Annotated in this window: 12 protein-coding genes; 9 read left to right on the top strand and 3 right to left on the bottom strand. The window is 63.2% G+C overall.

Annotation, left to right across the window (positions count from 1 at the left end):
* Nucleotides 1–50: 50 nt before the first annotated feature.
* Together nosR and C4K39_RS23410 are read right to left on the bottom strand one after the other, a co-directional pair.
* Nucleotides 51–1,397 carry a response regulator c-di-GMP phosphodiesterase, NosR family gene (gene nosR / locus C4K39_RS23415; RefSeq protein WP_068584914.1) on the bottom strand — a complete coding sequence of 449 codons (1,347 nt, stop codon included), beginning with the start codon at nucleotides 1,395–1,397 and terminating at the stop codon, nucleotides 51–53.
* 182 nt (nucleotides 1,398–1,579) lie between these two features.
* The gene (locus C4K39_RS23410) at nucleotides 1,580–1,849 is read right to left on the bottom strand and encodes a type B 50S ribosomal protein L31 (protein WP_068584912.1); all 270 of its coding nucleotides are present in this window, start codon (nucleotides 1,847–1,849) and stop codon (nucleotides 1,580–1,582) included.
* Between the two features lie 403 nt (nucleotides 1,850–2,252).
* Here C4K39_RS23410 and C4K39_RS23400 point away from each other — a divergent pair, with 403 nt between their 5' ends.
* The 6 genes from C4K39_RS23400 (at nucleotide 2,253) to C4K39_RS23375 (ending at nucleotide 6,946) form a co-directional block, all read left to right on the top strand.
* Nucleotides 2,253–3,872: an FMN-binding glutamate synthase family protein gene (locus C4K39_RS23400; RefSeq protein WP_068584909.1), complete on the top strand. Its 1,620-nt coding sequence runs from the start codon at nucleotides 2,253–2,255 to the stop codon at nucleotides 3,870–3,872.
* A gap of 62 nt (nucleotides 3,873–3,934) precedes the next feature.
* Entirely contained in the window at nucleotides 3,935–4,219 is a 285-nt protein-coding gene (locus tag C4K39_RS23395; RefSeq protein ID WP_068584901.1) for a putative quinol monooxygenase, read from the top strand.
* 73 nt (nucleotides 4,220–4,292) lie between these two features.
* Nucleotides 4,293–4,589: a cupin domain-containing protein gene (locus C4K39_RS23390; RefSeq protein ID WP_124347523.1), complete on the top strand. Its 297-nt coding sequence runs from the start codon at nucleotides 4,293–4,295 to the stop codon at nucleotides 4,587–4,589.
* Nucleotides 4,590–4,663: 74 nt separating this feature from the next.
* Nucleotides 4,664–5,506, top strand: a complete 843-nt coding sequence (locus C4K39_RS23385) for an alpha/beta fold hydrolase (RefSeq protein ID WP_124347522.1) — start codon at nucleotides 4,664–4,666, stop codon at nucleotides 5,504–5,506.
* 237 nt (nucleotides 5,507–5,743) lie between these two features.
* Nucleotides 5,744–6,337 carry a papain-like cysteine protease family protein gene (locus C4K39_RS23380; protein ID WP_124347521.1) on the top strand — a complete coding sequence of 198 codons (594 nt, stop codon included), beginning with the start codon at nucleotides 5,744–5,746 and terminating at the stop codon, nucleotides 6,335–6,337.
* Between the two features lie 9 nt (nucleotides 6,338–6,346).
* On the top strand, nucleotides 6,347–6,946 hold the full coding sequence (locus C4K39_RS23375; protein ID WP_124347520.1) for a hypothetical protein: 600 nt from the start codon (nucleotides 6,347–6,349) through the stop codon (nucleotides 6,944–6,946).
* Between the two features lie 103 nt (nucleotides 6,947–7,049).
* Here the strand turns inward: C4K39_RS23375 and C4K39_RS23370 are convergent, their stop codons facing one another.
* Entirely contained in the window at nucleotides 7,050–8,468 is a 1,419-nt protein-coding gene (locus tag C4K39_RS23370; protein WP_068584887.1) for an amino acid permease, read from the bottom strand.
* A 552-nt stretch (nucleotides 8,469–9,020) separates the two neighbouring features.
* Between C4K39_RS23370 and C4K39_RS23365 the strand changes: the two genes are divergently transcribed.
* The 3 genes from C4K39_RS23365 (at nucleotide 9,021) to C4K39_RS23355 (ending at nucleotide 13,656) form a co-directional block, all read left to right on the top strand.
* Entirely contained in the window at nucleotides 9,021–12,128 is a 3,108-nt protein-coding gene (locus C4K39_RS23365; RefSeq protein WP_124347519.1) for a transglycosylase domain-containing protein, read from the top strand.
* A 164-nt stretch (nucleotides 12,129–12,292) separates the two neighbouring features.
* Entirely contained in the window at nucleotides 12,293–12,874 is a 582-nt protein-coding gene (locus C4K39_RS23360) for a PadR family transcriptional regulator (RefSeq protein WP_124347518.1), read from the top strand.
* Nucleotides 12,871–13,656 (top strand): siderophore-interacting protein, encoded by a 786-nt coding sequence (locus C4K39_RS23355; protein ID WP_124347517.1) that lies wholly within the window; start codon nucleotides 12,871–12,873, stop codon nucleotides 13,654–13,656. The genes C4K39_RS23360 and C4K39_RS23355 overlap by 4 nt, the downstream gene beginning before the upstream one ends.
* Nucleotides 13,657–13,702 lie beyond the last annotated feature (46 nt).

The raw sequence follows: 13,702 nt of genomic DNA, 5'->3' as shown, positions 1-13,702 counted from the left end.
TCACATGAGTACCTGCCTGGCGCCATCCACCCATGGTCTTTCTACCTGGCTCAGGCGCTCACCCGTTCCTCTCGGGGCAGCTTGACGAATACGCTGTAGCGAGCGCCCTCCATGGTTTCAAAGGCAATCAGCTTGTCCACCAGGGGCAGGCTGAGCACCTTGCCAGCATTGAGCAACAGCATGCCGTTGTCGGCATTGAGGTTGCGCGCCAGGATCATTCCCGCTACCAGTTCCCGAGTACCCATGACCCGTACCGCAGGGTCTCCCAGAGTGACATCGCACAGGTACACCGAGCACACCTGGATAAACCCCTCCACCAGGTCCGGGTCGTACAGCCGACCGGCGTACTTGCGAATGAACACCAGGGCCTCGTCGCTGTTCATCCGCCGTTCCAGGATCAGGCCGCACTGCAATTCGATGAAGTCCACCGCCAGCTTGAGCAGCCGCGCCCCCAGGGGAATCGCCGGGCCCTTGAGGTGATCGGGAAAGCCCGTGCCGTCCCAGTGCTCCTGGTGATGCCGGATCAGCCGGGCGGCATCCTGCACCGGTTCCAGGGTCATCAGCAGCGACTCGCTCTGCTGCGGGTAGGCCCGGTAGCGTTCGCGCTGGTGAGGGTGCAATTGGTCAGCCGGGGTGACCATCATGCTGTCACTCCAGCTCAACTTGCCGATGTTGTGCAACGCAGCCGCCATGGCCAGGTCGCGCTGGAGCACATCCCCAAGTCCCTGGATCGTGCAGTAGGCACGCACCAGTTCGATGACCCGCCGGTTGGTCTGCTTGCCGACAGGCAAACGCTGGTTCACCAGGAGCGAAAACAGCTCGGCCCCCGTGGCATAGCTGTGCTTGAGCTCCTCATAGGCGAGGTCGAGCATGTCGGCGGTCTGCTGCAACTCGGCGGTACGCGCTGCAACGTGCTTTTCCAGTTGGGCGTTGAGGAGCTTGAGTTCGCTGTTCTGTTGACGGGCCAGGGCCTCCAGGCGTTGGCGTTCACGCTCGCAATGCTGGTGTTCCAATGCCTGGTGCACGGCCTGCAGCAGCTCCTGGTCATTCCAGGGCTTGTTCAGGTAGCGATAGATCTCTCCCTCGTTGATGGCCTTGGTAATCAGTTGCAGGTCAGGATCACCGGTCAATAGGATTCGCGTCGTGAGCGGATACTGTTGGTGGATCTGCGCCAGCAGGGTCGGCCCATCCATCTGCGGCAGGTGGGCGGAACTGATCACCAGGTCCACCTCGCAACTGGCCATGACGTGCAGGGCCTGGGCAGGGTCCCGGGCGAAATGCAGCCGGTAGGGATGAGGCTCGAGCAACTGCTGCAAGCGTTGCAGGATCTGCGCCTGGGCATCGACCAACAGAACCCCGGGCAGGAGTGAAGCAGTGACAACGTCCGGATCACCCATGGGCCACCTCGGTTCAACGTTGATGCACGCATCCTTCATTGCGTGTACTGGCAACAATGATTCTCGTTGCCTGATTCAAGCGTAGAAGAATTTCCACTTGTGATGATGGCCTTTTAATACCACTGATCGCCCCGCAAGCCATGATCGCACCATTGCCCGCGGCAACGGTGCGGCCAACGCCCTTACTTGGCACCCTTGGCGCTGGAACCAAAGGCAGAGAAGCGCTTGTTGAAGCCTGCGATACGACCTTCGGACTGGGTCTTGCGCTGCTGGCCGGTGTACACCGGGTGCGAGGCACTGGAAACGTCGAGGGCCACGTAGGGATAGGTCTGGCCATCGCTGTACTGCTGGGTGCGGTCGGTGTCGACGGTGGAACCGATGAGGAAATACACGTCCGCAGCAGTGTCGTGGAACAGCACAGTGCGATAGGTGGGGTGGATACCAGGTTTCATGGAGCCTCCAGGGCATTTGGCGAACGACTAAAGGTTATACAATAACATATCAATTCAGCCCAAACGAGAACCGATTGCAACAAGCCGTCCGCCGCGATAACCGCGCCAGGCCGCACCCTTGCCCTTGGATTCCGGTCGTCCGCCGTTCAACGGTTGCCCCGACCGGGAGATCGCCCGTAAGCTGGAAATCTCCGCCGAGACCGTGAAAGCCCATTAAAAAACATATCTACGGCACGCAGGGCCTCAATCCCTGTCCGAGCTGTGCCCGATCTCTTTCCAGGCACCTGGTGCCCGGAAGGACCCGTGACGTGTTGCCGGCCCCGGCCATAACAATAAGAACCAGCGCTCCAACAACGATGAGTACCGACAAACGATCTTAATGAGTCCGAACCAAGGAACCCGTATGAGCCTGTCACTCCTGAGCCGCTACGCCTTCTTTGCCGCCTGCGTGATATTCACCCTCGCCAGCCTGCCTTTCGTCGAATACGACTGGGTCTGGCCCTTTACCCTGGTCACCGGCCTTTTGAGCCTGCTGGGGATCTTCGATCTGCTGCAAAGCCCCCATGCCGTTCGCCGCAACTACCCGATCCTGGGCAACATCCGCTACCTGGTCGAAGGCATCCGCCCGGAGATCCGCCAGTACCTGCTGGAGTCCGACAGCGACGCCCTGCCATTCTCCCGGGCCCAGCGTTCCCTGGTGTACTCCCGGGCCAAGAACCAAAGCGCTGACAAACCCTTCGGCACCCTGGTCGATGTCTACCAGTCGGGTTTCGAATTCATCGGCCACTCCATGCGTCCGGCCCCGCTGAGCGATCCCAACACCTTCCGGGTCACCGTCGGCGGCCCGCAGTGCACCCAGCCGTACTCGGCATCGGTTTTCAACATCTCGGCCATGAGCTTCGGCTCCCTGAGCGCCAATGCCATCCGCGCCCTGAACCAGGGTGCCAAGCTCGGCAATTTCGCCCATGACACCGGGGAAGGCAGCATCAGCCCCTACCATCGCGAACACGGTGGCGACCTGACCTGGGAACTGGGTAGCGGCTACTTCGGCTGCCGCACCAGCGATGGACGCTTCGATCCCGAGCGCTTTGCCGCCCAGGCCCAGGACCCACAAGTGCGGATGATCGAGATCAAGATGAGCCAGGGCGCCAAGCCGGGGCACGGCGGCATCCTGCCCAAGCACAAGGTGACCCAGGAGATTGCCCAGACCCGTGGTATCCGCATGGGCGAGGATTGCATCTCGCCCTCGAGCCACAGTGCCTTCTCCACCCCGATCGAAATGATGCATTTCATCCAGCAACTGCGTGAGCTGTCCGGTGGCAAGCCGGTGGGCTTCAAGTTCTGCCTTGGCCATCCCTGGGAGTTCATGGGCATCGCCAAGGCCATGCTGGAAACCGGCATTCTCCCGGACTTCATCGTGGTCGACGGCAAGGAAGGCGGTACCGGTGCAGCGCCGGTCGAGTTCACCGACCACATCGGCGCACCGATGCGCGAAGGCCTGCTGTTCGTGCACAACACCCTGGTGGGCCTGAACCTGCGGGACAAGATCAAGCTCGGTGCCAGTGGCAAGATCGTCAGCGCCTTCGATATCGCCAGCGTCCTGGCCATCGGCGCCGACTGGGCCAACTCGGCACGGGGTTTCATGTTCGCCATCGGCTGCATCCAGTCGCAAAGCTGCCACACCAATAAGTGCCCGACCGGCGTGGCCACCCAGGACAATCTGCGCCAGCGGGCACTGGTGGTCCCGGACAAGGCCCAGCGGGTATACAGCTTCCACCACAACACCCTCAAGGCCCTGGCGGAAATGCTCGCGGCCGCCGGCCTGCAACATCCTTCGCAGCTCGAAGCCAAGCACCTGGTGCGCCGCATGTCAGCCACCGAGATCAAGCTGTTCTCCCAACTGCATGTATTCCTCAAGCCCGGCGAACTGCTCACCGGCCAGGTCAGCGGCGAGTTCTACTCGCGCATGTGGCAACTGGCACGCGCCGACAGTTTCGAACCCAATACCCCAGCCGCGGCCTGAGACCCGCCGTCCAGGCTCCCCTGATGCCAAGGGAGCCTGGCCAACCCACAAGGAAGATCATCATGCTCAAGGTCATTGCCGAAGACTTCATCCTCCCCGAACACCTGGAGACCGTACGCCCGTGGTACGCCGAACTGGTGGAGAAGACCCGCCAGGAACCGCTGTGCATCGCCTACGATCTGTTCGTCGACCAGAAGGACCCCGGGCATTTCATCTTCATCGAACTATGGCCCGACCAGGCCGCCCTCGATGCTCACTGCCGCAGCGAGCACTTCACCCGCCTGGTCCCGCAGATCAATGCATTCCAGGCCCGCGAATGCCGCGTGCTGTTAATGGACTCGTTCTAGAAAACACCCTGCACGATGCTTGACCGGACCACCGAAAGCAGCCCCGACACGACCTACTTTTGGGAGATCCACCATGTCACTGCTGTCATTCGAGCTGCTGTCCCGTCAACTGCCCGAACCCTGGCAATCCAAGCAGGTTGGCCAGGTCGGCCCGGCACGCATCAAGGTGCTGCGCATGGACCGCCGCCCCTATGCCGAAGAAATCCACGACTACAACGAAGGCTTGCTGGTCACTGTTGGCTGCCTGCGCCTGGGCATCGAAGGAAACACCGTGGAGGTGCTGCCCGGGCAGATGTACCTGGTCCAGGCCGGCCAGGCCCACAGCGTGCTGCCCGGCAGCCATGGCACCCTGGTGATCATCGACGTCTAGGCTTCGTGCGTGCGGGCGCATGACGCACCACTGCCCGCAGAGGACCCACTGGCCCCATTGGAATGGAGAAACCCATGTCTCGTCGCTTGCTTGCAATGCTCACCTTGTTGATATCGCTCGACACCGCCATCGCTGCCGAGCGTTGGCAGACCCTGCCCCCGACCCCGGCTCCACTGGCCGAGGCCCGGTCCGACTATGCCCAGGTCAATGGCATACGCCTCTACTACAGCAAGATCGGCCATGGCTCGCCGGTGGTGCTGCTGCACGGCGGCCTGGGCAATGCCGACTACTGGGGCCATCAGGTCAAGGCCCTGGCCACCCGGCACACGGTGATCAGCGTCGACAGCCGTGGTCATGGCCGCAGCACCCGCGATGCCCGCCCCTACGGCTACGACCTGATGGCCGACGATGTGATCGCCCTGCTCGATCAACTGAAAATCCCCCGGGCCGATTTCGTCGGCTGGAGCGATGGCGCGATCCTCGGCCTGGACCTGGCCATGCGCTACCCGCAACGGGTGGGCAAGGTCTTCGCCTATGCCGCCAACACTCGCACCTCCGGCGTCAAGGAAGGGGTGGAGAACAATCCGACCTTCGCCGCCTACATCGAGCGCGCCGGCAAGGAATACGCAAAACTGTCACCGACACCCGGGGAGTACCAGGCCTTCGTCGAGCAAATCAGCCACATGTGGGCCAGCCAACCCAACTGGAGCGACGCCGACCTTTCGAAGATCAAGGCACCGGTACTGATCGTCGACGGCGATCGCGACGAAGCCATCAAGCGCGAACACACCGAGTACATGGCGGCGGCCATTCCCGGGGCTGGGCTGCTGATCCTGCCCAATGTCAGTCACTTTGCCTTTCTCCAGGACCCGGGCTTCTTCAATGCTGCCCTCGAACATTTCCTCGACGAAAAATAACCCGAGGCCTGCCACGGACGCCCCCCTTAGCGGGGACGTCTTTGTCAGTGCATTTGCATTTATGCATATATAAATTGCGTTGACGCATAATTCATCTAAGGTTGAGTGCAGACCCGACAGCGCCTGCCATCGAGGCTGGCCCGGCGCGATGCCTGGCATCCGGGTCCGGTACGCCGCCCACTCACGTGTGGCGACGAATACCAGCCGGAGGCTGGTTTTCACTCACGGAGGATGAACATGCTAAGCACTACCCTGCCCCCTATCGGCAACCCACAGGTCATGCCCCGCTGCCTGGCCGGCACCCTGCTCGATCCGGAACTGGACGAAATCACGCAAGAGGCCGAAGCCGCGCCCCTGGCCGGCGCCCGCCTGAACTTCAGCATCCAGCAACAGACCCAGACCAACTGGTGCTGGGCCGCCCTGTCGGCCTCGGTCGGCAACTACTACGGCACCGGTTCCTGGACCCAATGCGGGGTGGCCAACGCCGAACTGGGCCGCAACTACTGCTGCAGCCAGCCTGGGCCGTGCAACGTATACGGCCAGTTGGACTCGGCCTTGCGCACCACTGGCAGCTATGGCGGCATGCGTGAAGACCGCATGCAGATGGCCGCCATCGAGAACCAGATCGGCATGGGCCGCCCCGTCGGCCTGCGTTGTGCCTGGTACGGCGGCGGCGCGCACTTCCTGACGATCTATGGCACCGATGGCGGCTATGTCCTGGTGGCCGACTCGATCTTCGGCTACTCGACCCGCGCCCTGAACAGCTTCCCCGGCACCTACAACGGCGGCGGCAACTGGACCCACACCTACTTCACCCGGAAAAACTACTGAGGAGGCAGCATGCAACTGACTTACCCCAAGGCGCCCGCCGGTGGCGTCCAGCAACTGCGTCCGGTCCTGCAATCGGCCCTGCAGACCCAGGGCTTCGGTATCAATCGTGCCTTCGCCAATGCCCGTCCGGGCACCTTGAACCTGTCCCAGGCCTTTCGTGGCTATACCCTGAGCCTGGAAGACCTGGCCAACGGCCAGGACCTGACCCAGGCCACGCCGGGCGATTGGCATTACCTGGTGTTCGCCGGTGGCGTTTCGATCGCCGACGCCCAACTGACCGAAACCACCGGCCAGCTGGAGTTCTGTGCACTGAACCACGGTGCCCTGGCGGCCTCGACCATCAGCGCCCTGAACCTGGCCGATCAAGCCCCACAGCTGCAAGGCAAGTCCTATGAACTGCGCTTGCTGTTCGTCCCGGCCTTGCAAGCAACGCTGATCTGGCTGCACGGCGACGCCGAGGAAGTGCTGATTCCCATCGAACCCACGCCCACCAACCTGGCGCCCCGGCAGCTCTACAGCGAGACTGCGCTGTTCGGCCTGCTGGTACCGGCCGCCAAGCAAGCCAAGGCGGTGTTCGATGCCGACACCAGCGGCACCCTGGGCGGTTGAGCCCGGCCAAAAAAAATCCGGCGCCCCTCACGGGACGCCGGATTTTTCATTGCTTGGCCATCAGGCCAGGCTGCTCACGTAGGGAGCAGCCCCGAGCCGCTACTCAGGAAGCCGAACGGGCCTGCTGCTGGGTGTTGGTCGGATGCAGGTTGAGCATGTAGAACAACGCGGTCAACAGGACCAGGAACGCTGGGCCGACATACAGCGCCACACGGGTATCCGGGAAGTAGGCCATCAGCCCCACCACCAGTACCAGGAACGCCAGCGCCAGGTACGAGCTGATCGGGTACAGCCACATCCGGTACTTCAAGCCGGCGCGCTCGGCTGGAGTCAGGCCTTTGCGGAACTTGAGCTGGGCCAGGAGGATCATCACCCAGGTCCAGATCGCGCCGAAGGTGGCGATAGAGGTCACCCAGACGAACACCTTCTCCGGCACCAGGTAGTTGAGCAGCACGCCCAGCAGCAAGGCGAAGATCGACAGCAGCAAGGCGCGACGCGGCACGCCGCTTTCCGAGGTCTTGGCGAAGCTGGCCGGCGCCTGGCCGTTCTGCGCCAGGCTGTAGAGCATGCGGCCGGTACTGAAGATACCGCCGTTGCAGGACGACAAGGCCGCAGTGATCACTACGAAGTTGATGATGCCGGCGGCGGTCTTGATCCCCAGGCGCTCGAAAGTCATCACGAAGGGACTGCCCTGGGTGCCGATTTCGTTCCATGGGTAGATCGACAGGATCACGAACAGCGCGCCCACGTAGAACAGCAGGATGCGCCAGAACACCGAGCCGATGGCGTTGGGAATGGTCTTTTGCGGGTTGCGTGCTTCACCGGCGGTCAGGCCGATCATCTCTACGCCCAGGTAGGCGAACATCACCATTTGCAGGGACATCAACACACCGGTCACGCCGTTGGGCATGAAGCCGCCGTGGGTCCACAGGTTGGAGATCCCCAGGGCCACGCCATCGTTGCCGAAGCCGAAGGCGATGATGCCGACACCGCCAATGACCATGGCGATGATAGTGACGATCTTGATCAGGGCGAACCAGAACTCGAACTCACCGAAGGCCTTGACCGCGATCAGGTTGATCGAGCCCATGCTCACCAGGGCCGCCAGGGCCCAGATCCAGCGCGGCACATCGGGGAACCAGATGCCCATGTACACCGCCACGGCGGTGATTTCCGCGACACAGGTCACCAGCCACAGGAACCAGTAGTTCCAGCCGGTGAGGAAGCCTGCCAGCGGCCCCAGGTAGTCTTGTGCATAGCGGCTGAAAGAGCCGGCGACCGGGTTGTGCACTGCCATCTCGCCGAGGGCGCGCATGATCACCAGGATCGCCAGGCCGCCGATGATGTAGGACAGCATGATGGCCGGACCGGCCATTTGGATGGCCTTGGCCGAGCCGAGGAACAGGCCGACGCCGATACAGGCGCCCAGGGCCATCAAGCGAATATGCCGTTCGCCGAGTTCGCGTTTCAGCGGGCCGCCCTGAGCGGTTTCGCCGTGGGGCAGTTGGTTGCCAACTGGCATAGAGATACAACCTCATTTTGTTATTGGATATGAACCACCGAGTCTTCCAGGCAAAGGCGGGTAACCCTAGCCTGCTTGACCGGACCGCCCTTGTGGGACGGCGCGTCTGTAGGACAAGACCTGCCAGATCAGCGGGGTGCGCAGTATAAAAAGCTCATGACAGGGCTTTTCACTCTATAAATAGCTAAATTCAGAGAGAAATCTCGGCAATATCCGGTTTCACGGAGAAGCATTCCCTGCTTTTTGCCTGCAGACCTCACTCGGAAAGGGTCGCGAGTATTGCACAGCCCCGGGGTGTCGTCATGCCCCTACCTAGGGCGTATTTACCTTGGTAAAGGCTCTATTCCTGCACTTTCCGGTTTTTTCACCGCACACTCTCCTTACCTGCCACCACGCCGCGAATAGCCTGACGATCAACGCTTGATCGCACCAACAGCAGGCTCTCGCCGCGGCGCTGGCTAAACACCTGTTTCGACAATTTCCTCACCGTTGGCCACCACCGACTAAGCTTCAGACAAGTCCGATCAATCTGCGTGGATGGATCAATCGACTATGGGCGCTTTGTGGCACACCGATTCGCGTAACACCGCAGTGCCAAGCCACAGCGACGCCGAAGCGCCTTTGCCCAAACGCCCCAGACCCCGCCGCTATCTCTGGCGCCTGTTCTGGCTGTTGTTGCTGATCACCCTGATTGCCCTGGGAGTGGCCGCCTCCCGGGAAATGCGCACCTCAAAGCTTCAGGCCCGGGAGTTCAGCAGGCTGGCCAATGACCTGAGCTACTCCTTGCAGCCAGGCCCCAGCGACGCGGTGTTCTATCCCGGCAGCGGCCCCTTCGACCGTCGCTTGGGCTATAGCGCCCTGGGCGAGTTCCTGCCGCGCCTGCTCAAGCGCGGCTACCTGATCGAAGCCCAGACCCGGTTCTCCCCAGCCTTGATGGACTACAGCAAAAGCGGTTTTTTTGTGCCCTATGCCGAAAAAATCCAGGCCGGGTTGTCCATCACCGACTGCCGGGCCGCACCGTTGTACCAGTTCAAATATCCGCAACAGCTGTATGCGAATTTCGCCAGCATCCCGCCGCTGGTGGTGCACAGCCTGCTGTTCATCGAGAACCGTGACCTGCTGGACCCGGGACTGGCCCAAGCCAACCCGGCGGTGGACTGGCCACGCTTCGCCAAGGCCGCCTGGTCCCAGGTGGCCCGGCTGCTGCACCTGCCGGGCCAGAGTGCCGGGGGCAGTACCCTGGCCACGCAGTTGGAAAAATACCGTCACTCTCCCGACGGCCTGACGGCATCCGGCGGCGAAAAGATCCGGCAGATGGTTTCGGCCAGTGTGCGCGCCTATCAGGACGGCCCGCAGACCCTGGAAGCCCGTAAACGCATCGTGCGCGATTACCTCAACAGCGTCCCGCTGTCAGCCGTTCCCGGTCATGGCGAGGTCCATGGCATGGCCGAAGGGCTGCGGGTCTGGTACGGCGCCGACTTCAACCAGGTCAACCAGGCCCTGGCCGGTACGGCAACGGATGCCCACAGCCTGGCCCAGCGAGGCCTGGCCCTGCGCGAGGTGCTGTCGCTGATGATTGCCCAGCGCCGCCCCTCCCATTACCTGGCCAAGGGCCGCACAGAGTTGGCGGACTTGACCGACAGCCACATCCGCCTGCTGGCGCAGAACAATGTCATCGACCCGGCGCTGAGCAGCGCCGCCCTGGCCAGCAAGGTGACCTATCGGGATTGGCAGCAACAGCCGACGATCCAGCCGATCGAGACCAACAAGGGCATCAGCGTGGCCCGCAGCCGCCTGGCGGCCCTGCTCAACCGGCCGCTGTACGACCTGGACCGCCTCGACCTCTCGGCCACCAGCACCTTGCAGAGCGACCTGCAGCGCCAGGCCACCGAATACCTCAAGCATCTGGCCGACCCGGCCTTCGCCGCGCAGGTGGGCCTGCTTGGCGAGCGCCTGCTCACCCCCACCAGCACCACGCAAGTGCGCTACAGCTTCACCCTGTTCGAACTCACCCCCGACGGCTCCCGAGTGCGGGTGCAGACCGACAGCACCGACCAGCCCTTCGACATCAACGAAGGCAGCAAGCTGGAGCTGGGCTCCACCGCCAAGCTGCGGGTGCTGACCACCTACCTGCAGATCATCGCCGAACTGCACGACAAGTACGCCGGACAGAGCCCGGCGCAATTGAAGAAGGTCGCGGTGAACGACCAGGACCGCCTGAGCCGCTGGGCCCTGGATTACCTGGCGCAGAACAGCGACCAGAGCCTGCCGAAGATGCTCGACGCCGCCCTGGACCGCACCTACTCCGCCAGCCCCGGCGAGGCCTTCTTTACCGGTGGTGGCGTGCACCACTTCCACAACTTTCGCAACAAGGACAACGGCCGCAGCCCGAGCTTGCGCGATGCCTTGCGCGAATCCATCAACCTGCCGTTCATCCGCCTGATGCGCGATCTGGTGCGCTACAGCACCTATGGCGGCGACAGCGCCAGCGCCGAGTTGCTCAAGGACGATGACAACCCGCGGCGCCAGGAATACCTGGCGCGCTTCGCCGACCGCGAAGGCACCTCGTTCCTCCTGCGCTTCTGGAAGAAATATCGCAACAAGGACACCCAGTCGCGCCTGGAAACCTTCCTCGACGGTATGCATCCCACCGCGATCCGCCTGGCCGCCGTGCATCGCTACCTGCTGCCGGACGCCAGCCAGGACAGCTTCAACCGCTTCGTGCGGGCCCACATGAAGACCGCCAAGGTCAGCGAGAAACTCACCGACGAGCGCCTGGACAAACTCTACGCCAGCTACGGACCGGGCGCCTACGACCTGCCGGACCAGGGCTACATCGCCAAGGTCCACCCGTTGGACCTGTGGCTGCTCGGTTACCTGATGCACAATCCCGACGCCAACTTCAGCCAGGTGGTCAAGGCCAGCGAGTTCGAACGCCAGGAGGTCTACAGCTGGTTGTTCAAGAGCCGTCATCGCAGCGCCCGGGACAGCCGCATCCGCACCATGCTGGAGATCGAGGCGTTCCTCGACATCCACCAGCGCTGGCAAGCCGTGGGGTACCCGTTCGACCACCTGGTGCCGTCCCTGGCCACCGCCATCGGCAGCTCCGGCGACCGGCCAGCGGCCCTGGCCGAGCTGGTGGGCACCATCCTCAATGACGGTGTGCGCCTGCCGACCCTGCGCATCGACAGCCTGCACTTCGCCGCCAACACGCCCTACGAAACCCGCCTGCTCAACGACCCGGACAAGGGCAAGCGGGTGATGCCTTCGCAGGTGGCCACGGCGCTGCGTGGAGCCCTGTCCCAGGTGGTGGATGCCGGCACCGCAAAGCGGGTATCCGGCAGCTTCAAGCTGGCCGACGGTACGCCCCTGGCCATGGGCGGCAAGACCGGCACCGGCGACAACCGCATCGAGGCCATCGGCGCCGGAGGCCGGGTGCTGAGCTCCAAATCCATCAACCGCACCGCGACCTTCGTGTTCTACATCGGCGATCACCACTTCGGCACTCTCACCGCCTATGTTCCCGGTGCCTCCGCCCAAGCCTTCAAGTTCACCTCGGCCTTGCCGGTGCAGGTGCTCAAGGGCATGGCGCCGATCCTCATGCCCTACCTGCAACCGGGTAGCGGCACCCAGTGCCAGGGCAGCCTGGCCCAACGCTGACGCCCCACACGGCGGCCAGCCCCGGGGCTGGCTGCGCGGTATTTCTCGCTCTCTTTGCCAATCAGCAGCTGCGACGAACGGTGGCCCCGGGTCGTGCGGAACCCCTTGCGTCATTCTTAAGATATATCTTAAGTTATGTCTTAACCAAAACGGAGAGCACGAAAATGAGAGAGCACCACCCTCCCCATCATCACCGCGGACATGGCGACGGCCCCGAAGGCTTCGAGCGCCGCGGCGGCCGTGAGCGCGGTGGCCGTGGCCCACGGGTATTCGCCCCCGGCGACCTGAAGCTGCTGCTGTTGGCGTTGATCGCCGACGAGCCCTGCCATGGCTACGACCTGATCCGCCAGATCGAAACCATGTTCGATGGCGTCTACAGCCCGAGCCCGGGCGTGATCTACCCGACCCTGACCTTCCTGGAAGAAAGCGAAATGATCCAGGGCGATGCCGAAGGCGGGAAAAAACGCTACAGCGCCACCGACACCGGTCGTCTGTTCCTCAAGGAGCAGGCCGTTGCCCTGGATGGCGTGCGCATGCGCATCGAAGTCAGCAAGCGCTCGCTGCGCGGGCATGATCGCCCGGCAGAAATCCACGAGGCGGTGCACAACCTGCGCCATGCCCTGCAAATGCATAACGGTCGCTGGAGCCCCGAGGAAATCCTGCGGGTCCGCGATCTGCTGAACAACACTGCCAAGGCCATTGTCGATGGTCCTGCAACCCCTTCCAGCCAGGAGAAAGCCGAATGACTGCCACTTCCGAATTGTCCATTCACCGGGTCATGCACGAGATCAAGCGCCGGCGCCTGCAGGTCCTGCGCGTGGTCGACGTGACCCCGCGCATGCGCCGGGTCACCCTGGGCGGCCCGGAACTGGCCGGGTTCCTCAGCCTGGGCAGCGACGACCATGTGAAGTTGCTGTTCCCGCAGAACGCCGAGCAGCAAGCCGCCCTGCAAACCCTGGTCATGGGCCCGGGCAAGGACAACGGGCCGATGCCCGACATGCGCGACTACACCCCGCGCCGCTACGACCCGCAGCTGGGCGAGTTGGACATCGACTTCGTCTTGCACGGCGACGGCCCCGCGTCGACCTGGGCCGAACAGGTCCAGCCCGGCCAGGAGCTGCACATCGCCGGGCCACGAGGCTCGATGGTGGTCCCGGACATCTTCGACAGCTACCTGCTGATCGGCGATGAAACCGCCCTGCCGGCCATCGCCCGGCGCCTGGAGGAGCTGCCCGCCGGCCGCCGGGTCCTGGCGGTGATCGAAATCCAGGATCGTGCCGAACGCCAGGCGCTGCACAGCGCCGCCGAAGTGGAGGTGATCTGGGTCGAACGTGATAGCGGCCAGCAGGATCTGCTCGGTTGCGTACGCGGGCTGCAAGTGCCAGAAGGCCGGCTCTATGCCTGGATCGCCACCGAGAGCAAAGTCTCGCGGCAACTGCGCCGGATTCTGCTCGATGAGCATCGGCTCGACGATGAATTCGTCAAGGCCGTCGGCTACTGGCGCCTGGATACCAGCGAAGAAGAGTAACCCTCACCCGCGACTTTGCGCCGACGCAGGTGCTTGCCACCTGCAT

Origin of the sequence: Pseudomonas sessilinigenes (assembly GCF_003850565.1) — a bacterium.
Lineage (GTDB): Bacteria > Pseudomonadota > Gammaproteobacteria > Pseudomonadales > Pseudomonadaceae > Aquipseudomonas > Aquipseudomonas sessilinigenes.
Note: the sequence above shows the minus strand (reverse complement) of the source record. Positions and strands in the feature narration are given on the sequence as shown.